General features: G+C 34.9%; 14 protein-coding genes and 2 pseudogenes. 12 read left to right on the forward strand and 4 right to left on the reverse strand.

The window, feature by feature from the left end; translation table 11 throughout:
• The first annotated feature begins 6 nt into the window (after nt 1-6).
• The 4 genes from QNH29_RS14780 (at nt 7) to QNH29_RS14795 (ending at nt 8653) form a co-directional block, all read left to right on the forward strand.
• Nucleotides 7-5643: a DEAD/DEAH box helicase gene (locus QNH29_RS14780; RefSeq protein ID WP_283865493.1), complete on the forward strand. Its 5637-nt coding sequence runs from the start codon at nt 7-9 to the stop codon at nt 5641-5643.
• Nucleotides 5644-5871: 228 nt separating this feature from the next.
• Nucleotides 5872-7008 (forward strand): DNA cytosine methyltransferase, encoded by a 1137-nt coding sequence (locus QNH29_RS14785; protein WP_283860167.1) that lies wholly within the window; start codon nt 5872-5874, stop codon nt 7006-7008.
• Nucleotides 7009-7271: 263 nt separating this feature from the next.
• Nucleotides 7272-8021, forward strand: coding sequence for a PmeII family type II restriction endonuclease (locus QNH29_RS14790; RefSeq protein WP_283860168.1), 750 nt, complete (start codon nt 7272-7274; stop codon nt 8019-8021).
• A 473-nt stretch (nt 8022-8494) separates the two neighbouring features.
• A complete protein-coding gene (locus QNH29_RS14795) occupies nt 8495-8653 on the forward strand; it encodes a hypothetical protein (RefSeq protein ID WP_283860169.1) in 159 nt (52 codons plus the stop codon).
• Nucleotides 8654-8947: 294 nt separating this feature from the next.
• On the opposite strand, the gene QNH29_RS14800 is transcribed toward QNH29_RS14795, so the two are convergent.
• Complete coding sequence (locus QNH29_RS14800) at nt 8948-9727, reverse strand: DUF3427 domain-containing protein (protein ID WP_283860170.1); 780 nt, start codon at nt 9725-9727, stop codon at nt 8948-8950.
• 617 nt (nt 9728-10344) lie between these two features.
• Between QNH29_RS14800 and QNH29_RS14805 the strand changes: the two genes are divergently transcribed.
• The 7 genes and pseudogenes from QNH29_RS14805 to QNH29_RS30445 all read left to right on the forward strand — a co-directional run bounded on the left by QNH29_RS14805 (nt 10345) and on the right by QNH29_RS30445 (nt 15651).
• Complete coding sequence (locus QNH29_RS14805; protein WP_283860171.1) at nt 10345-11046, forward strand: RNA polymerase sigma factor; 702 nt, start codon at nt 10345-10347, stop codon at nt 11044-11046.
• The gene (locus QNH29_RS14810; RefSeq protein ID WP_283860172.1) at nt 11047-12603 is read left to right on the forward strand and encodes a ParB N-terminal domain-containing protein; all 1557 of its coding nucleotides are present in this window, start codon (nt 11047-11049) and stop codon (nt 12601-12603) included.
• Nucleotides 12575-14374, forward strand: coding sequence for a DEAD/DEAH box helicase (locus QNH29_RS14815; protein WP_283860173.1), 1800 nt, complete (start codon nt 12575-12577; stop codon nt 14372-14374). Before QNH29_RS14810 ends, QNH29_RS14815 begins: the two co-directional genes overlap by 29 nt.
• 102 nt (nt 14375-14476) lie before the next feature.
• Nucleotides 14477-14728 (forward strand): annotated as a pseudogene (locus QNH29_RS14820) (DUF6884 domain-containing protein); the annotation flags it as partial.
• Between the two features lie 49 nt (nt 14729-14777).
• The gene (locus tag QNH29_RS14825; RefSeq protein ID WP_283860175.1) at nt 14778-14924 is read left to right on the forward strand and encodes a hypothetical protein; all 147 of its coding nucleotides are present in this window, start codon (nt 14778-14780) and stop codon (nt 14922-14924) included.
• Nucleotides 14925-15331: 407 nt separating this feature from the next.
• Nucleotides 15332-15499, forward strand: coding sequence for a ribonuclease E inhibitor RraB (locus tag QNH29_RS30440; protein ID WP_283860176.1), 168 nt, complete (start codon nt 15332-15334; stop codon nt 15497-15499).
• The gene (locus tag QNH29_RS30445; protein ID WP_283860177.1) at nt 15490-15651 is read left to right on the forward strand and encodes a ribonuclease E inhibitor RraB; all 162 of its coding nucleotides are present in this window, start codon (nt 15490-15492) and stop codon (nt 15649-15651) included. Before QNH29_RS30440 ends, QNH29_RS30445 begins: the two co-directional genes overlap by 10 nt.
• 188 nt (nt 15652-15839) lie before the next feature.
• Here QNH29_RS30445 and QNH29_RS14840 read toward each other — a convergent pair whose 3' ends face one another.
• Nucleotides 15840-16223 carry an ABC transporter ATP-binding protein gene (locus QNH29_RS14840; protein WP_283860178.1) on the reverse strand — a complete coding sequence of 128 codons (384 nt, stop codon included), beginning with the start codon at nt 16221-16223 and terminating at the stop codon, nt 15840-15842.
• A gap of 235 nt (nt 16224-16458) precedes the next feature.
• Between QNH29_RS14840 and QNH29_RS14845 the strand changes: the two are divergent.
• Nucleotides 16459-18365 (forward strand): annotated as a pseudogene (locus QNH29_RS14845) (3'-5' exonuclease).
• Between the two features lie 188 nt (nt 18366-18553).
• Here QNH29_RS14845 and QNH29_RS14850 read toward each other — a convergent pair.
• Nucleotides 18554-18757, reverse strand: coding sequence for a hypothetical protein (locus QNH29_RS14850; protein ID WP_283860179.1), 204 nt, complete (start codon nt 18755-18757; stop codon nt 18554-18556).
• Nucleotides 18758-19178: 421 nt separating this feature from the next.
• On the reverse strand, nt 19179-19703 hold the full coding sequence (locus QNH29_RS14855) for a M23 family metallopeptidase (protein ID WP_283860180.1): 525 nt from the start codon (nt 19701-19703) through the stop codon (nt 19179-19181).
• Between the last annotated feature and the right edge of the window lie 551 nt (nt 19704-20254).

Here is a 20254-nt window from a genome sequence, read left to right on the forward strand (position 1 = left end):
ATCAACATGAATGATGTACTTGGTGTTTTCAATAGAATGAAAGATATGTATATAAGATATATGGATAGCCCTTTTGCCTTAGGTCATGAGAAGTTAATGGAAGAGCGGGAAGCCATTTTGAGTGAGGAAGGTAATATATATCAATATCCTTATATTGAAGCATTACCACCTTTTAAAAGCTCTAATAAAAATGTTGTAAATTCTTGTAAAGAAATTGGGTGGGCAACTGATTTTGGGGAATTTGCATCGAAAGGCCTTTTTGGTAGAAACCATAATTTACATTTACATCAATTCCAAGCTTTTAAGGAAGTTCTAAAAAATAAGAAAAATGTAGTTGTTACTTCTGGAACGGGTTCAGGGAAAACAGAGAGTTTTCTACTTCCTTTGATTGCAAATATTTTAAATGAAGCAAAAGGTTGGGAAAAACCAGGCGAAAAGACAAATCCTTGGTGGCAATTAGGGGATAAGTGGAAACCCATGAGAAGTAATGAAACACGTTTACCAGCTATAAGAGGCTTGATTTTATATCCATTAAATGCTTTAGTTGAGGATCAGTTAGTAAGATTAAGAAAAGCATTAGATAGCAAAGATGCAAAGACGTGGCTTGACCAAAATCGAAATGGAAATAGGATCCATTTCGGTAGGTATACAGGTAAAACCCCAGTTCCCGGGGAACCCTCCAATATGAATAAAGTAAAAAAATTAAAAGAAATAAGTAAACAGATGTCCAGAAAGCAAGATCAATTAGAAAAACATTTTATGGATTTAATTCAAAGTATTAAAAGTGAACCTTCTCAAGAAATGAAACAAAAAGTAAAACTTGAATTACAAAGTGAAATTAGTGGTGACCTACTGAACTCAGATACATGGAGCAATGATGAAATACTTTTGATAAGAACTAAGCTAAAACAAAAATACCAAGAGAAATTAACTTTTATTAATCAAGTTGGCGGCTCTGAAATGATTTCGAGATGGGATATGCAAGAATATCCGCCAGATATTTTAATCACGAACTTTAGTATGTTGAATATCATACTTACAAGGTCAATTGAACAGAAAATGTTTGAAAAGACAAAACAGTGGTTGGAAGAAGACCCTAATAATATATTTTATTTAGTCCTAGACGAATTACATACTTATAGGGGTACAGCAGGCACTGAGGTCGCTTATGTTATTAGAGCACTATTAAGTCGCCTAGGATTATCACCTGAAAGTCCTCAACTAAGAGTAATTGCTACTAGTGCTTCACTAGATGAAAGTGGAAAAGAGTTTTTAGAACAATTTTTTGGTCTACCTGTTGATAAATTCCAAATCATATCAGGAGCTAGAGAAGGTGTAAACTTTTTTGAACAAAATGAATCTAATAGAAAAAATTCTAAAGCTTTCATGGATTATTACAATTTGTGTAATAAGAATTTCGTGAAAGCCGTAGAAGGTCTATGTAAAGAATTTAACCAGCCTTTTAATAGCTATAACGTTGAGGAATCCTTATATATAGTACTTAATAAATCTGGATTTTTAAATAAATTTATTAAAGTCTGTGAAAAGCCAACATCCTTAAAAAAGCTTAATAACAAGATATTTGGATCAAATTGTGAATCAATAAACGCAATTGGTGGACTTCTGCATGCAATAATCAATGCAAGGACAGATGGTGATGTAGTAATACCTATAAGAGCACATTTGTTTTTTAGAAATTTTCAAGGCTTGTGGGCTTGTTCGAATTCCGAGTGTTCTGCGGTAAATGAAAAATTTAAATATGATGGTAGAAAGATAGGGAAGCTATATAATCAACCAAGAGTTCAATGCAGTTGTGGTTCAAGGGTTTTGGATTTTTATTATTGTCAAAATTGTGGTGATTCATTTTTAGGGGGATATAAGAGTAAGGGAGAAGGGGAGGATGTTTATTACTTATCTGCAGATTACCCTGATCTGGACTCATTACCAGATAAAATTCCCTTACAAAAGAAATACGGTGATTATGCTCTATTTTGGCCATCAATAAATATCGATGAAGATATTAAAACTTGGCAGAGAACCCCTGATAATGGTAAGGGTAAATTAAAATTCACGTGGGTAAAGGGTAACTATGAAAACAAAATTGGTAAAATTAAGAGGGATATTAGTTTTGATGAACATAACGCCTATTTATTTTTAATAGAAGGGGATGACAATAGCAGAAATCGAATGCCTGCATTCCCGATAAAATGCCCTCACTGTGCTGATGACTGGGAATCAAAAAGTCCCAAAATTAAAAATGAACCGTTAGAGAGTACAAAGAGAACTAGATCTCCAATAAGAGGTCAAAAAACAGGTTTTGATATGATTGCGCAAATTATGCTAGATTCCCTTATTAGAGAATTGCCTGATAATGAAGCACCTAAAGCAGTATTATTTTCTGATAGCCGCCAAGATGCAGCTAAACTTTCAGCTAAAATTGAGTTGAATCATTACTATCATATTTTAAGGTATATTGTTGTTTCTGTAATGGGGAATGAGCAAAACCCTCTAAAGTCATTTATAAAACAAGTCCAAGGTCAAGAGTTAAATACTATGGAGAAATTAGAAGCTGAAGAATACTTATATAACCATGAAACCCAGGCAATGCTTTTACAATCATATTATCATGGTGGACTACTGGCACCCCAACGGAGAGAACAAATAAAAAGACTACTTGATTCAATTGATAAACCTGTAAAACTTATGGAATTATGGAAACCTATTGAACTAAGTCTAATTAAATTGGGCATAAACCCTGGGGGAACCGACCATTCATTAAATGAACTTGGTGGGTACAAATGGGTACAGCTTTACGATTGGAGTAACTTGGAAAGACCAGTTCCTAGGCTGGAAACACTCCCAATAGAACTAGATAAATTAGGTGAGGAAATTAGGGGGAGTTTAAAAGATAACGTACTCGCAAATGTACTGTTTTCACAAAGAAAAAGAGACCTTGAATCATTATGTTTAGCAAGGCTTACAACTGATTTTGATATGCTATTGACTGAAAATATGGGAAAAAATCCTGAATTTTGGAGGCAGCTTGTAGATAGTTCCATAAGGATACTAGGTGGATTGAGAAGATATGACTTAAACAGAACACAATCAGATAATCCACCAAGTTTGTTGAAAAATTATTGGAAGGCTGTTGCAAAAGCTAATAATTTAAATGAGGAAGACTTAATTTTTAATGCCAAAAGAATTTTTGAAAATCTTAAAGGAGTAAAAGATTATTTAATAAATTCTGATGAAATATATATTGTCCCGGCAGAACAAAATGTATATGAATGCCAAAAATGTGGAAGAAACCATTTACATGCATCGTGTAATGTTTGTACAGATTGTTTTTCGCCATTAGAAGAAAACACATTGGAAGATATTAAAATTAATGATTACTATAGGTTCTTATCAAAGGACAAGAAAACGTATAGAAGATTTCACTCCGAAGAAATGACAGGGCAAACGGATTCTGGACTTGCTTCAAGAAGGCAACAGCTGTTTCAATCAATATACGATTTTGATGATATACCATTAGTTGATGAAATTGATATTCTTAGTGTTACCACAACAATGGAGGCCGGTGTAGATATAGGTTCTCTTCAATTAGTAGCAATGTCTAATATGCCACCACAACGATTTAATTATCAACAACGTGTTGGTCGTTGTGGGCGGCGAGGCTCTGCACTTTCAATTAGTCTTACTTTGTGTAGAGGGAGAAGTCATGACGACTGGTATTTTGATAATTTAGATAGTATGACTGGTGATCCTCCTCCCCAGCCATATATAGATTTAAAATCCCAAAAGATTTTTTCAAGGGTGTTATTTAAAGAAATATTATTCCACGCATTTAATGAAACTGGTTTGATCGAAGAAATTGATGGTGGGGAAAGTGTACATGGTGAATTTGGACATAAAGACGATTGGGAATTATATAAAGATAGGATTCAATCATACTTTCAGTCAAACGAGGGTATTGAACGGTTAAATCAGATAATTATGGGGCTATCTTACCAATCTAAAGTAAAAGAAGATGAAAAACAAAAACTTAAAACTTTTATTATTAAAGGTGAACTTACCAAGAAAATTACTGGAATTTCGAAGGACTCCCGATATTCTTCAAACTCATTAAGTGAAAACCTAGCTGCTGCTGGTCTGCTTCCAATGTTTGGATTTCCTACAAGGGTAAGGTTATTTCATCATGAAAGAAGAACTAAAACTTTGCCCCCGCAATTTTTAGAAAATGGAACAGTTGATAGAGATCTTGAAATAGCAATTAGTGAGTACTCACCTGGTTCAGAAATAATAAAAGATAAAGTGAAACACAAAGCAGTAGGCATAGCTCATTATTGGGTTAGAGGTAGACAAATTGTTGCTGAAGAAAATCCTTTAGGAATGATTAGAAATATCGCAATATGTACAAATTGCCATATACTGTTTGACAAGGAATCAATATTCCCTAAGAATTGTCCTTCATGTGGTTCTCCAATGGGTGAAGATAATAGTTTTATTTTTAGAAAAATACCTATCTCAGAACCACAAGGATTTCGAAGTGAGTGGATAAAGAGGGATTATAATGAAGAATTTGAATGGAGTTCTCGTAGTTCTGTTCCAAGGTTGGCTGATGATGCGTTAATAAAACAAAATATTAATCAACTGTACAATATTAAATACTCATCACAAGAGGGAAATGTTTATTCAATCAATGACAATTATGGCCAATTATTCACATTCCAAAAAGCTAAAAATACGTATGACGGTTGGATAGATACAACCACTGTAAATAAAGATGGATTTAGGCCGTATCTTTCAGAAGATGTGACAGAGACAGTTGCATTAGCTTCAATTAAAAATACGGAGGTATTGGTAGTTGGTCCAGACGATATAATGCCTGGGATTACCTTTGATCCTACAAATTTGGGAGTTAAATCAGGTCTTATTTCTTTTGGATATTTATTTAGAAGAGTGGCAACCTCAATACTCGATGTTGATGCAGATGAACTTCAAGTTGGCATTAGGTCAAAAGTAGACTCTATCCAAAATCGTACGATAGGTGAGATTTTTATAGCGGATAGGCTAATTAATGGTGCAGGATATTCCAAACATTTGTCAAATAAAAAAATCTTAGATGAAGTAATTACAGATTTAACAGAAAAGTTTATTCATATTCCTACTATTAAAGAACACAATTGCGATACATCATGCTATGATTGCTTAAGAACATATGAAAATATGGGATACCATCCTATTTTGGATTGGAGACTTGCGTTAGATGTAGCGTCGATTTTTAGAGATAGTAAATTTATACCTAGTATAGATTATAAATGGAAAGGCACAGTTAATAATGCAATTAACAGTATTTTAGCTAATTATGGGGGAACGTCTGTTGAATGGCGAAGTGGCATGCCTATTTTAACCTTACCTTTCCCTGAAAAGTCAGTTTCGATAATTTTCGTTCATCCTTTTTGGGAAAAAAGAGAGCGAAAGGAATTTAGTAATAGCTTACTAGAGATAACTGAAAGTTTAGAAAAAAAGGGTCACATGACAATCAATTACGATATTTTTGATTTAATTAGAAGGCCTAACTGGGTAATAATGAATACAATAGAAAGGAAGAATCAGGAAGGGGATTTATTTATCTGGTAATTATAATATCATTTTAATAATAGTAAACTCAGTCTTTCTGAGATTGATTCCAATGATCCCCCCTTTGATAAATTTCAAGGGGAGATTTTTTATACAATTGGAGGTTACATTTCTAATCTACAATTTTTAAATTTGGAAAAATAAAATTGTGGACCAATGAGTAGATAAATGTTATAATACTTTTATAAAATATCGTCTAAGGACAAGCATGTAGTAGGTGTAAATAAAATGAAGAAAAAAGCCGTATCCTTATTTGCTGGTGCAGGCGGACTAGATATTGGGATTAAGAAAGCTGGTTTTGATGTGAAACTCGCCGTTGAAATCGAACCAATTTATTGCGAAACATTGCAAACAAATTTTCCTGACCTTACCGTTAAACAAGGAAATGTAATGGAATATTCCCGTAATCGTATTTACGAAGAAGCGGGTCTAGCTGAAGAAGAGGAACTGGATTTATTCATTGGGGGTAGCCCCTGCCAATCCTTCTCAACTGCTGGAAAGAGACAAGCCTTTGATGATCCAAGAGGACAGGCGATGTTAAAATTTGCTGACCTAGTGCAGGAAATCCAGCCAAAAGTGTTTTTACTTGAAAATGTAAGAGGTCTTCTATCCTCTTCCTTAAAACATGTTCCCATAAATCAACGTGAAAAAGATGTCATACTTGAGCCTGAACAAGAGCAAGGCAGTGCCTTCCGTCATTTACTCGAACATTTTGGAAACTATGAAGTGAGTGTTGAATTATTGAATGCAGCTGATTACGGAGTAGCTCAGACGCGTGAACGGGTGTTTATTATTGGAGTTCGAAATGATTTAAATACTAAGTTCGAATTTCCTAAAGCAACTCACAATAAAAAAGGTACCAACGGAAAGAAACCTTGGAGAACTGTTGGCGATGTATTGAAAGTATTACAGGTTGAAAAACATCATCATGTGAATTATTCCGCTGACCGTTTAAAATGGATGAGAATGATTCCTAAAGGTGGAGGAAACTGGAGAGATCTTCGCCAATATGGTGAGGATTTTGTAAGAGAAGCTATGGGTGGGGCATATAATTCCGGTGGAGGAAAAGTTGGATTTTTTAGACGTGTGGATATTAATAAACCTGCCCCTACTCTGCTTACCTCCCCTAGTCAAAAGAGCACAAATATTGGTCATCCGTTTGAAGACAGACCATTAAGTATAGAAGAGTACCTAGCTATTCAAGAGTTCCCAGAAGGATATTATGTGGCTGGAACACTTACCCAGCAGTATACGCAAATTGGAAATGCAGTTCCAACACGCTTGGCTCAAGCATTAGGGGAATCTATCTACGAAATGCTAAATAAAATTGAACAAGCAGCACACGAACCTGTTCAAAGTAGGTGATATAGGATGTGGGGGAATTTCCCCATATCCTTTGGAGGAAAAGGTTATGGAAGATGATCGTAATCTAAAAATAGACGGTACAGATATTAAATTGAAAGACAAATTGAAATACTGGAAATCATAACTCATTGGCTAATTATTAGGAGAATCCATTATGAAATGTTAAATAAAATTATACAGGTAGCACACGACCTGTCCAAGATATGGTAATATAGGATGTGGGGAAATTTTCCCATATCCCATTTTTTTTGGAGGAAGATGTTTTGGTAGATGATCGCATTCGAAAAATAGACGGCACAGATATTACACTCGAAATACAAGAAATCATGATCAGGTATTTAAAGAATGTGTTTAAAAATTTACGTAATTTACACCTGGACGACTTAACACCGAATCCCCTTTTGATGAAATTGGTTGGGACGGCGGCTGAATTAAATTCCGCACACCAATTGGTAGAATATATGCTAAATGCACGAATTGAACGCTCCACTAGTACCGGGTTTGGCATGACCATTCAAAAAATTGCTACTGCCTTTTGCGAAAAAACGGGAGTGGGAGGAGCAGATATTTCAATTGTAAAAGAAAATGATTTCGGTGTGCCCGTCCGATGGTACATACAGATGAAATCGGGGCCAAATACAGTAAACAAAGATATCTGTATTCAAATCAGCAGTGATCTCCAATCAGCAGTAAGACGTGCTCCGGGTTCGGCTGGACTTTTGGGCATTACATATGGGAAAGCTGACCGTGTAAGCGGAATCACCCAGCAATATTTAAGCTTTGATTTTGAAGCAGGTCGTGACTTTTGGGAGTTTATTTCCAATGATCCTGAATGTTACAGGAAGTTATGGTATCTTACAATTTCCATTGCTGAAAATTTTGAAGACAGAGGTGGGCTTACATTAAAGGAATTAATAGAATTGAAACGTGAAGAACTCACTGCAGAATTTTTATCAAAATATGGTGAATCTGGGAATCAAATGTGGAATAACTTTTTGGAAGAAAATATGTAAAGGCTCTTTGTGTTGAGGCTGTAAAATAAAACTAAAAAGGAAGTGTATTTATGGCTAAGGGTCAAATGTATGACATTAATGGGAATTTGGTTACAAATGACGATTTGCAAAATAAAGGTGCATGGTGTCAGCATGGATTAAGAAAATAATATGTTTTTGTAGAAAAATACAGTAAAAAATTAGGGTTAATCATAAATCCTGATAAGGAAATAAATGAATATGCTCCTGACCTCTCTCATTTTTTAGGTGACGAATTATCTGATTTAAAAACTCAAAATACCCCGTTTTTCACGGCTAAAAAATATAAGTATGATCCACAAAATACAGTTACTTTTAACAAGAAAGATGCAGATAGATATAGAACTAATTACCCTGATCTAGATATTTATTTTTGGGTTGATTGGGTAGCAGTCAGATACTTTAAAAAAAGTACCGATATAAGATATCGCGATACAGATATACGAATTAAACCCTTGTATGGAGTTTGGAAAGTCTCGTTTAAAGATTTAGATGAAATTATTAAGAATGCTCTACTTCATGATTATATTGAGAGAATCAATGACGATCAAGGGAATGCAAAAGAAAGTTATTTAATAGATTTAAAAGATGATCGAATAGAGCAAGTAATTTAATATATTACTTGAGAGAAAAGAAGAACTTTCCCCCAACTGGGATAGGTTTTTTTAATAAAAAGTAACAGCTTTCATGGTGAGCCCACTTACGAGCAATTTGGGTACGAATGAATGCTTTACCACAACTTTATGAGCAAATTATTTAGTTAAAAGGGAGCCTTTGACATTCAAGCGGTTTACAATGTAGGCAGCGATTAGTTGCACCGTTAAATCCAAACCCATGTTGTGTGAGCTTTAGTGTGAAGACCCCTTTGTAAATTTGACTTATATTAATGCCCAAGTAGATGTTTCATATTAATATATTAATTTAGCATTTTTTTCATATATTATTTCTTTTAATTGTTCAATTGAGTATGCTGGTTGTCTTTTATGTAGCATTGCATGACAATTTGGGCATACGGGACGCAAGTCTTTAATAGGGTTAATTACATATTCTTTGCCAATTTTGCTAATTTCTTGTAAATGATGAACGTGTATAAAGTTTTTCCCTATGTCCCCATACCTCTCCTCAAAGTTAAATTTACAGACACTGCAATTAAATCCATAATGGTCTAAACACTTTTTCCTTGCAACTGGATTACGTTCATATGCATTAACGATTATTTGCTTTGTACCGCCTTCAAAAAGAGGAATATCCTCTGGAATTTCTTCCGCCAGTATTTCTGAATGATTCTCATTTGAGTCAAAAAATTTCCAAAGAATCCTTACCGGTGTTTCATCGTACGCCTTGAATACTTGACCATTACCAACATAAATAAAGTTCGGGTCATTACTATTTTCCCTTACAAATATAAAATTTTTACCTTCAGGATTAATCATTTGTTGTATGGAATTATGGGTTAACTTTGAACCGTTTTTTGCATACCATTCTAAGTTATTACCAATGAATCTATTTTTATAGTCATGACCAGTTCTTCCGGTAGTATTTATATTTGCAAATATATATAAATCATTATTATAACGATTGTAACCTGTATCCCAGTTTCCGCCCTGACGTTCTTTAGGAACATTTACTATGCGGTACACATCTTTTCTTGAATAAGTATTTCCGACTTCAAAATAAATCCGTGTCATTTTTGCACCTTCTTAATTAATTATTAACTCCAAATTTCTTCAATTGTCCCATTCAAATACAGAATTTGCTTAGTTAAATAGTACCATACTCTCCGTCTTTTTGTTCAAAACAACAAAGATTAAAAAAAGAATTATCATTTCTTTGATTATCCGGGGTGTAACGGCGGCTACTATAAAAATAAAGGAGAAAATCCAGGCTGTGAACCGGGAGCTGCAATAACAGTAGAGGGGAAATCCAGGAAGGTGTAACGGTTGCTACTTTCAGAATAGAGAGGAAATATCTAGGAGGGTGTAACGGCGGCTATTATAAAAATAAATGGAAAAATCAGGGCTGTGAACCAGGAGCAGCAATCACAGTAGAAGAGAAAATCCAGGAAGGTGTAACGGTTGCTACTTTCAAAATAGGGGGGGAAAATCCAGGAAGGTGTAACGGCGGCTACTATAAAGATAAATGGAAAAATTAGGGCTGTGAATCAGGAGCAGCAATCACAGTAGAAGAGAAAATCCAGGAAGGTGTAACGGTTGCTACTTTCAAAATAGAGAGGAAAAATCTAGGAAGGTGTAACGGAGCCTTCTTAAAAGAAAAGAAAAAAAATTACAACGTTGCTCTAACGGTCATGAATAAGGGAAAACGAAAATTGGAGGTGAGATTAGTGGATGATCTTTGGACTAATGTTCGTAAAGCTGCCGTTTCCAAAAACCCGAAAGAAATGGTTGGAATTCTCTACCAGAGTGGTTTTCTGGAAGGCCTTGAAAATCAAATGAGGAATAAATGGCGACAAATCCCTCCGGAAGTACTTGATAGCATAGTTATAGGTTCAGCTGTCGATATATTATATGAAAAGATTTCCAATGGAGGAGTTATTTCCAACCCAGGTGGATATCTTTATAAAGTGGCTGACTATAAAGCTGTAGCTTTCATACAAGAGCAAAAACAAATGACTACCACACTTATTAAGGAAATGAAGTTATCTGATAATTTTGTTGATCCTTTTGATGATTCTCCGATTGAGCTAGATCGAGAATACTGCTTGAAAAGGGCCCTAATTGAGGCCAGGAGACTTTTAAAAAAACTTGGTCAAGAGAATGTGCAAAATGTGATGGCATATGTTTTTGATTGTATCGAGGCTCAGAGGTATGATGTTAAGCCAGCAGAAATTGCAAAAGCATTAGGGCTTTCATCCGGTACTGTTCGAACAAGTTTAACCAGGGGTTTTGATAGACTAAAAAGAATTGCTTTGGAGGACGATTTGGCTAATCAAATTTTAAATGAGGCTAAATCAATTACTGATATAAATGACGAAGAGGAGGTTGTCTAAATGGCCATAATACCGGGGAAATGGTCCAGAATTGTGGAACTTATAGAATTAGCACGAACAATAACGTCAGATATTGATGAAAAGGAAATAGTTGAATTAATTAAATCAGGACAAGAAGAACCTCTAAGCAATGCGGAAACAATTAGGCTTCTAACATCAACAATCGAGTCTTTAAGAAAAGGCACTTTAGTAAGGGGAGATAAATCTGGTTCCGATAGTCTTTGTGGTGATATTAATGAAATTGTAAAAGAAATGATTAGTATTCGTCAAAATTTAACATTTGGGAGGATAAATATGACAAACAACGCAGATGAAAAAATGATTACACTTCAAGAAAGGAACGGAATACACGTGCAGCCAGTTTTTCCGAGCCCCTGGTTTCATGAAAAGGAAGTACCAATGTTTGGAGGGTTTGTAAGAACAAGGGATATAAAGCTTTGGGAAAATAATGATCGACTAGATATCCATATTCACCAGTTTAAAAATTTGAACGGGCGTGAACCCGATGACCAGGAGCTGCTTGACATTATGTTAAGCAAAATGCCATTGCCAGGTGTTACAGAGAAAGACGAATTTAAAATAATGGATCTGGCTAGGAGTATCGCAAACAATGGTGTTCGTCGGCCGCCTATCATTGACCTTGATGGAACACTTTTGGATGGAAATCGCCGTGTTACATCATGTTATTATATTCTTAATAGTAAGGAATTTACCTCCGAACAAAAATCAAGGGTAGAATATATTTATGTATGGCAATTGACTCCTCATGCAACTGATGACGATAGACGCCGGGTTGTGGTTTCAATGAATTTTGAAAAGGATCATAAGATAGATTGGCCGGAGTATGTTAAAGCCAGTAAAATTTATGAGGATTGGCAGGCTATGTTAGCGTTAGAACCATATGCTGGTTCCAGACGTCAAAATGAAATAAAACGAGAACTTTCTCTTCAATATGCTTTAGGACCAGATGCAAGATACGTTTCTCGATATATTCGAATGTTTGAAGAGGCAGAAGAGTTTGAAATTTTTCATATAGAAGACCGTGAAAGAGATGAATATGAGGTTAAACACAAGTCCTCTGAGTACTTCCAATACTTTGATGAATTAACAAAAGGTTCGGTTAGATCCACTCTAGATCAGGATGAAGTGTTCCGCAATTTGGTTTACGATTTACTGTTTCAGGACAAATTTACTAATTGGAAGCAAATTAGGGATTTACCTAAAATTGCAAATAATGAGGATGCGCGTAAATTGTTGAGGGAAGCTCGTGCGGAGGGGGATGTTGAAGAAGCGCAAGACAAAGTTGTTTCAGCATGTTCTGTTGTTCAGGTGGCTGGAAAAGAAGCACGTACAGTTGGTGCAAATGAAAGAATAAAGAATTTTACTGATTTTTTATTACAGTTACCTATTGGTGCATTCACTGATGGAACAATTAAAAGAGAATCATTAAATAATTTAAAAGAAGCTCTCCAACATGTAAATGTAATTATCCAGGATATAGAAGGAAGAAAGGAACAGATCTTTATGGATGAAGAGGATGATGAACTTGCAGTATAGCAATTCAAAATCCAACATATTATCCGCGGATGTTCATGTTTCTGAAGGAATAAATAACGTTGTTATTATACCAAGGGAAAAATCTGATAGGTATTCATTACGTTCAGCATTACGTACTGCTTTTCCTAAGGTTACCTTTTTCATGTCCAATGGAGGTATATCTTTAAACTCTCAAGATGCACTTTTATTAATGGAAAACCCGCCAGGCATTAATTTACAATGGTCGTTGGGGGCAAAGCAATTTGTTGAAAAACGAGCCGAAATTCGGAGCGTTTATGCTGAGGTAAAGAAAACCGTAGACGATTTGATAGAAAAAGGTAAATCTTTAGCTGAGGGTATGTTAAATGGTATTGATATTTCATCTCTAGACAGTCATCAAGTGGTTAATGTTGCTGCCATGACGGTATCAAATGGATTTGGCCTTTGTGTATTTGACGAGCAAGGGGCTGGAAAAACAGTTACAACCATATTCGCATATGATGTTCTAGTGGAAAGGGATCAAATTGACATTGCTCTTATCATTGCTCCAAAAAGTATGGTGGGAGAATGGCCAAAGGATATTAAACGTTTTAAAGGGGATCTATATAAAGTTACAACAATTAATGGAACGTCAGCCCAAAAACGTGCAGCCCTTTCTTCCGGTGCTGATATTTTCATTACAAATTATGAAACTACAGTTAATATGGAAGCAGAGCTGACTACTCTCCTACGTCGCTATCGAGGAAGAGCTGTTCTCGTTGTAGACGAATCTTATTTTATTAAGAATCGCGATTCAAAAAGAACACAATCTCTTCGAAGACTTCGTGAATGGTCTGGTCGTGCTTTTGTCCTTTGTGGCACGCCCGCCCCGAATTCTCCTGTAGATTTAGTTGAACAGTTTAATTTAGTTGATATGGGTGTAACATTTGAAAATGTTAAACTACCGGATGATCGTGCAGAGGCACTCCCGATTGTTCGAAGAGCAATAAATGAACGTGGGCTCTATGTTCGCCATTTAAAGCAAGATGTACTCCCAGACTTACCTGAGAAAAGATTTCATACTGTATACGTACCATTAGCTGAGAAGCAAAGGGAAATATATCTAAAAGTGTTGCAAGGTTATGTTAAAGATCTCAGTTCGACTAATGATGAGTCATTTAAGAAACAGCTTGGACATTTTCTAGCACAAAGGAGTGCATTATTACAGATATGTTCTAACCCTACTTCTGTGGTATCAGATTACCAAGAAACACCAGCTAAATTACTAGTATTAGACGATATACTTGATGATTTAATACGAGTAAAGGGAGAAAAGGTTGTTTTATGGTCATATTACAGAACTTCCCTTGATGCATTAGTAAAAAGATATAAAAAATATCATCTTGTTCGTTACGATGGTACTGTTTCTTCTGTTGAGGAGAGACAACAAGCAGTAAATATGTTTCAGGATGATCCTTCGGTAAGCTTGTTTATAGGGAATGCGGCAGCAGCAGGGGCTGGACTAACACTTCATCGAGCCAGATTTACTATATATGAATCGTTTTCGGATCAAGCTGCGCATTATTTACAGAGTCTGGATAGAACCCATCGGAGAGGCCAAGACAGGGATGTAGAGTATATCATTTTACTAGCCGATGAGACAATAGAGATAAAACAATATCAAACATTACAGTCAAAACAAAATGCTGCCAGGGATTTACTTGGTGATAATGTAAAGGAATCACCTACAAGGGATCTGCTTCTTAACGAAGCAATCGAAGCGGCAAAAGTACTAAATTTAGATATTATATAACACAATAAAACTGCTCAAACATTAAAATAAATTCTATCGAAAAGTACTCAAATGAGTACTTTTTTTTAATTTATGGATATCTACTGAAAACTAACCAAAAATACAATAATTGAACCCTATGATTTAACCTTAAATGATATGAATTCTAAAGAACGAAAAGAATGGGCAAACGTGGTATATGAACAATTGATAAAAATAAATCCACATCAAATCGATTTTTATGCCGGTAAGAAATATCGAGAATACCTTATCCCACTAATGGGAGAAAAGGGGATAATATGTCATGTTCCGCTTGAAGGAAAAGGAATTGGAGAGCAACTGAGATTTTACAAAGAGCAGCAAGTGAATAGATGAAGTCGGATAAAACGACATTTCTTGAAGAAAAATAGAATGGAGTGCAATTATGTATTCAGGTAAATATGAAAGATTATATCAAAATCTTACTAGAAAGGAGAAAGACGTTTCAAGGCTTACATTATCCATGAATGAAATTGAAGAAATACTTGAGTTTAAATTACCTGCTTCTGCCTATAAATTTCCGGCTTGGTAGGCGAATGAATTTGAAGGAAGCCACACACATGCTCAATCCTGGTTAACCGCTGGCTGGAAAACTACAGAAGTAAAACCTGGATCTCAGGTAACGTTTATAAAAAAAGCTAGCAGCTATATCATAAGAAAATACTAAGGCAGATATCTATTTCCGAAAGTGGAAAAAGTGATAATCATCCCGTATTACAGTTGGATGCCGCACCACCCGTTTACCTCATTGGCCATATTCATTATCACCAATAGCCACCTAGGTACCATCCGATTTTAGCGTGGCTATTTTTTTGTTAATAATGGGGTAACCATAGAATTTATACCTTTTTGTACAATAAAAAATTTATGATTAGTGGAATAAATATAAGTGAATTATAATGTAAACAATGAAAGTACTAGAATATGGAGGAAAAACAAATGAAATTTCCAAATGATGCTGATGGGGATGCTTTACATAGTTTATATAAAGAAGGATTAGATTTTAAAAAACAACAATCAGTAGACTTTTTTGTTGCTGTACCTGATAAAGCAACAGGTGAAAAATTATCAAAAGTACTAAAAGCAGAAGGATTCAATTGTTCTTAGAACTAGACGATGAAACTGAAGAGTGGGCATGTTGTTGCTCTAAAAGAATTTTATTATATTATAATGAATTAATTAAAATACAGAATGAATTAAATAACTTAAGTAAACCACATAGTGGTTATTCAGACGGTTGGGGCGTTTTTGTAGAATAAAAGGATTGATGATGGATTCAAAAAGATGATTTCGACTTCTCTACGGAGAATGTAGTAACAATCGATCAAGCACTAGAACCCTTTGAACAATAGAAGGAGAAGTAGCTTAGGTACGGTACTGCACTAATTCTGGCAATTTATTAAAAATCCTCGAGCCCTAAATAGGAGTCGAGGATTTTTTATTTGATTTATATCCTTTTAAGAACACCCTTTTTCACAAGATTAATAAGAGTACCCTTATTCTTATAACGATTATAGGCAATTAATCTATTTAAATCTTTAGTGGTTAGTTTGGATGGATCAATTGCCAGTTCAAATTCCTCTTTTACTTTTTCAATCAACGAAAGCGCATATTCGATCTGCTTTGCTGATAACGTATAATCTTCATCCTGGTTGGAAACTTGATTTCCCTTTTCAGCGAGTGTAGTTTCTAATGCAGCAGCATGTTCCTTTAACTTTGATTCGACTAATGCCTCCACGTCCGCTTTACTTATTGATTGATTTTGAGGAGTACTAGTATGTTGATTTGATTTAAAAAACTTCTCTATTATACCTTTTAACAATTCATTCACTCCATTTTCTGCGAGTCGTAACTATTTTTATCTGGTCTTATTTTCCTATAATACTATTAATAAAGTAATATAATGTAGAACACAATACTTTTGGGAGACTTTTGTTATTTTTGGTAGAAGATAGTCAAAGAATATCGATTATTTCTTAAGTAAATAGAAGTATTTTGTAATATTATGGGTGAAATGGCCTAATTGTAGTATAATGGAGAAAATTGCAATTTTTGGAGCGGTTGTTATGGCTATTACGATTCCTGAGACAATTCGATCATCTGCGACAACAGGAGAGAGGCTGTTTTTTCGAACGCTTAAGACCTTTTTACCAGACGATTACATAGTTTATTTTGAACCTGATATACAAGGAAGAAGACCTGATTTTGTCATTATTGGGCCTGACCTTGGAATAGTCGTATTAGAAGTTAAGGATTATACGAAGAATACCCTTTTTCAAATTAATCATGATGAATGGCATATTGTTACTACTTCAGGAGATCAAGCGGTTATTAAAAGTCCGATGAAGCAGGCAAGGGACAATATGTTTCATGTTGTTGATACATTAAAGAAAGATAAAAGTCTAATTCAATTAGAGGGTAAATAAAAATTTCAATTAAAGTCCCCATATGGACATGGGGTTGTTTTTACAAGGTTGTATTCTAAGGATTTTGTTCAAGAGGGCTTTACTCAGTCATTGAGCCGAATCTTTGTTTTACTAGGGATGAAATTGATCCAGATAAAGATGGGTTTTCAGAAGAAATATTAATGGAAAAGATTCTCAATATGTTTGTGGTTCCATTCCGATTAAAAGAATCACTATCCATAGAGGACATCAATGCAATTCGTTATCACTTATTTCCGGAGGTACGGATTAGTGCAGAATACAAACCTCCTGTACCTTATCAGGACCAGCTTCTGTTATCGTTGCATGATATTAAAACCATGGATCTTCATCAGGAGAATTTAGCTAAACAGATAGGGGATAAGAATCGGTTAATTCGGGGAGTTGCGGGAAGTGGTAAAACGATTATATTAGCAAGTCGAGCAAAGATGTTATCTAAACAGAATCCAGATTGGAAAATTCTAATCCTCTGTTACAATATTTCTCTTTCAAATGCGATCCAACAAATGATCCTTTACATGCTCAATGAGCCGGAGGATTTATTCGATTTTGATCCAAATGCAAAGTCTGTGCAAAATGAGAATATTATTGTCAGGAATTTTCACTCCTGGTTAAAGAATGATTTAAGAATAAGAGAGCAGCAGCTCCCAGATATCATAGAAAAACTTGAAAGAAATGAAGCGATTCTACCTACATATGACGCCGTTTTGATTGATGAAGGGCAAGACTTTGAAGCTGACTGGCTCCGCCTGGTTAGTTTATTAATTAATGCAGATACACAGTCTCTCTTATTAGTAGAAGACCGCGCACAGACTATTTATCAGCGAAAGCGTTCCTATCTTGAAGATACAGGTCTAAGTTTTCGTGGAAGATCAAAGGTTCTTTCTATTAACTATCGGAACACCAAGCAGATTGTAAAATTTGCTTGGGAATTTTACCGCAAACATTCGATGTTTAAGAATAAAGTAGTCAATCGTGACCTAGAAGGTGACATTATTGCACCACAGAGCACTAAGCGGAGAGGGCCAGAACCTGGTATAGTAAAGGCAGCTAATTTTTTTGAGGAAATGAGAATTGTTGCTCGCTCCATCAAGAAACTTCATATGGAGAAAAAAGTCCCCCTTGAGGACATGCTCATTCTATACCGTGTTAAAAGGACTCATAAAATCCCTGTTATTGATATAATCCAGCGTTCTTTGAAAGATGAAGGATTACCTTACTTTTGGATCACGGAGAACGACGTTTCAAAACGATCATATGCAAAAGATGATGGGAAGGTTAAAATCAGTACCATTGATAGCAGTAAAGGATTAGATTTCAGAGCTGTTTTTATCGTCAATGTTGATTCCATGCCATTTCCACTCGAAGAGAATAAGGAAAGGGAAGTTTCATTGCTATATATTGGGATGACTAGGGCAAAGGAATATTTATGTCTATCTTATTCAGGAGAATCAGAGTTTACACATTATTTGGATAGCATTAACCAAATGAGAAAAGAAATAAAGCCTGGAATAAATAAAGTAAATTAATAAATATAAATAAGCCTATACATATTTTATAGGCTTGTTTTGAGATTACGAAAAAGTTTATTAGATTCGATCAAGCCAATTTAAAAATTTTGTTCTGCTTCGATCATACCAATCATTACAAATTAAGTATCTCGCACCATTAATTTTATAAATTCGACTCCAGTATCGACTACATCCATTAACCATTCTTAATTCAAAAGGGGATTGATCCGAATTAACTTTTTTAGAATGGGATAGTTAACATCAAAGGTTAATTTGGCGTACTTCTCGTCTAACAAATGCTGAATCATTTCGGCAGATAACAAATTATTGCTAATTAGTCTATCAAATTCATTTCGGACCAATGCCCCAATTTTTAGTTGGTATATATCTTTTTCAAGTTGTTTTGTCACGTTGCGCCCTTTAAAGAAGCTTCTATAAACTGGTTTAGTTCAAGAGTTCCAAATGTTTTTTTCCAACGTTTCATTTTCTAAAATACTCATTTCCCACTGGTTCCAATATTCTATCCATTTTTTCCTGTATCCATTAATAATCCTCTTTTATAAAACAGACTTTTTCATAACAAGTAATTGCTGTAGCTTTGAAATAATGTTTGAGCAAAAATAACTTGCAAACCTTTATTTTACGATAAATAAAAAGAATCCATTTTGAAAAAAGATTGTTCAATATGGATTCTTTTTCATTAGATTTTAGTTTATAAAATAGATTAATCATTTTTTACCTATGTTGTTCAACATTGGCTCCCCTAAAGTTGAAAAAGAAACAATAACCTTATATCGAATACAAAAATATCTTTTATACAACAGGGTGATTCTATGGTCTTAGTATAGGAGATCGATGACAATCTCTAGAAAGAGTTAATGTATCGACACCATATATATTCCAGTCACAAATTGGTCTTTCAAAATAAAGGGCATCATCATCGTTGGGAGCGAAACGTGCAATATGAACATGAGCTCCTGACGTAATGCCTGAATCATCCACCCAACCTACCTGTTGCCCTGCTTTGACCTTTGTCCCTGGAGCAAAATTGATTGGTGTAACGTGAGCGTATTCGGTGTAGTACCCATCATTACCTTTGACTATAACGTTATTAGCCCCCTGTGGGCAGTTGTTCCTATCAGAACAATGGGGACAATTGTTCTTGCTAGATACTACTGTGCCCGATTCCATGAAATAAACAGGTGTTCCAGAGGAAGTTCCAGTAGTACCCCATTTAATGCCCTGAAATCCAACATCTTTCGCGAGATGACCAGGTTCACATTTTTGCCAGATTTCATAATTGACACCCATATGGGCACCCGGTTTAAAGGGGGGATTACAATATATTTTTCCCAAATGTATATCGCTCCTTTAACAAATTAATGTTCTCTTTTTCCTGACTGTATCACAAACATTACCTTTTACATGGAGATACACATGGTAATTTTATCGTGGAGCAAAAATAAAGGAACTATTGTTGAGAATTAAAAGTGGGATTACACCTTCTACAAGGCATAAGTTCGTAAATTAACTTCCACATCATATTCCTTAACGTTAACCTTCCCATATCTCCCTAGACCTACTCCCTCACTACCTTAGGAAAAAACTAATTTTACAGAAGTGTTTTCCATCCATATTTCACAAATCTTGGTTTTGGATTTTAAAAACAGCAACCTACATTTTTAAATTACCCTGACGGCGAAACAAGAAATTTGTTTTCACTTCATAATACATTTTGAAAAAGGAAATCTTATTAATAGTAGATATATATATAAAGGACCGGACAATATTTGGGTACAACCGAAATACGTGTAATTTTAAGTCATAGGCTAACTTTTTATTTCCAAAGCCGTATTTAAGTAGTTCTATAAACGTATAGTACAGTTTGTAACGGTTCGTTGTTTTTG

The organism is Neobacillus sp. DY30 (assembly GCF_030123065.1).
In the GTDB taxonomy this organism is placed as follows: domain Bacteria; phylum Bacillota; class Bacilli; order Bacillales; family Cytobacillaceae; genus Neobacillus.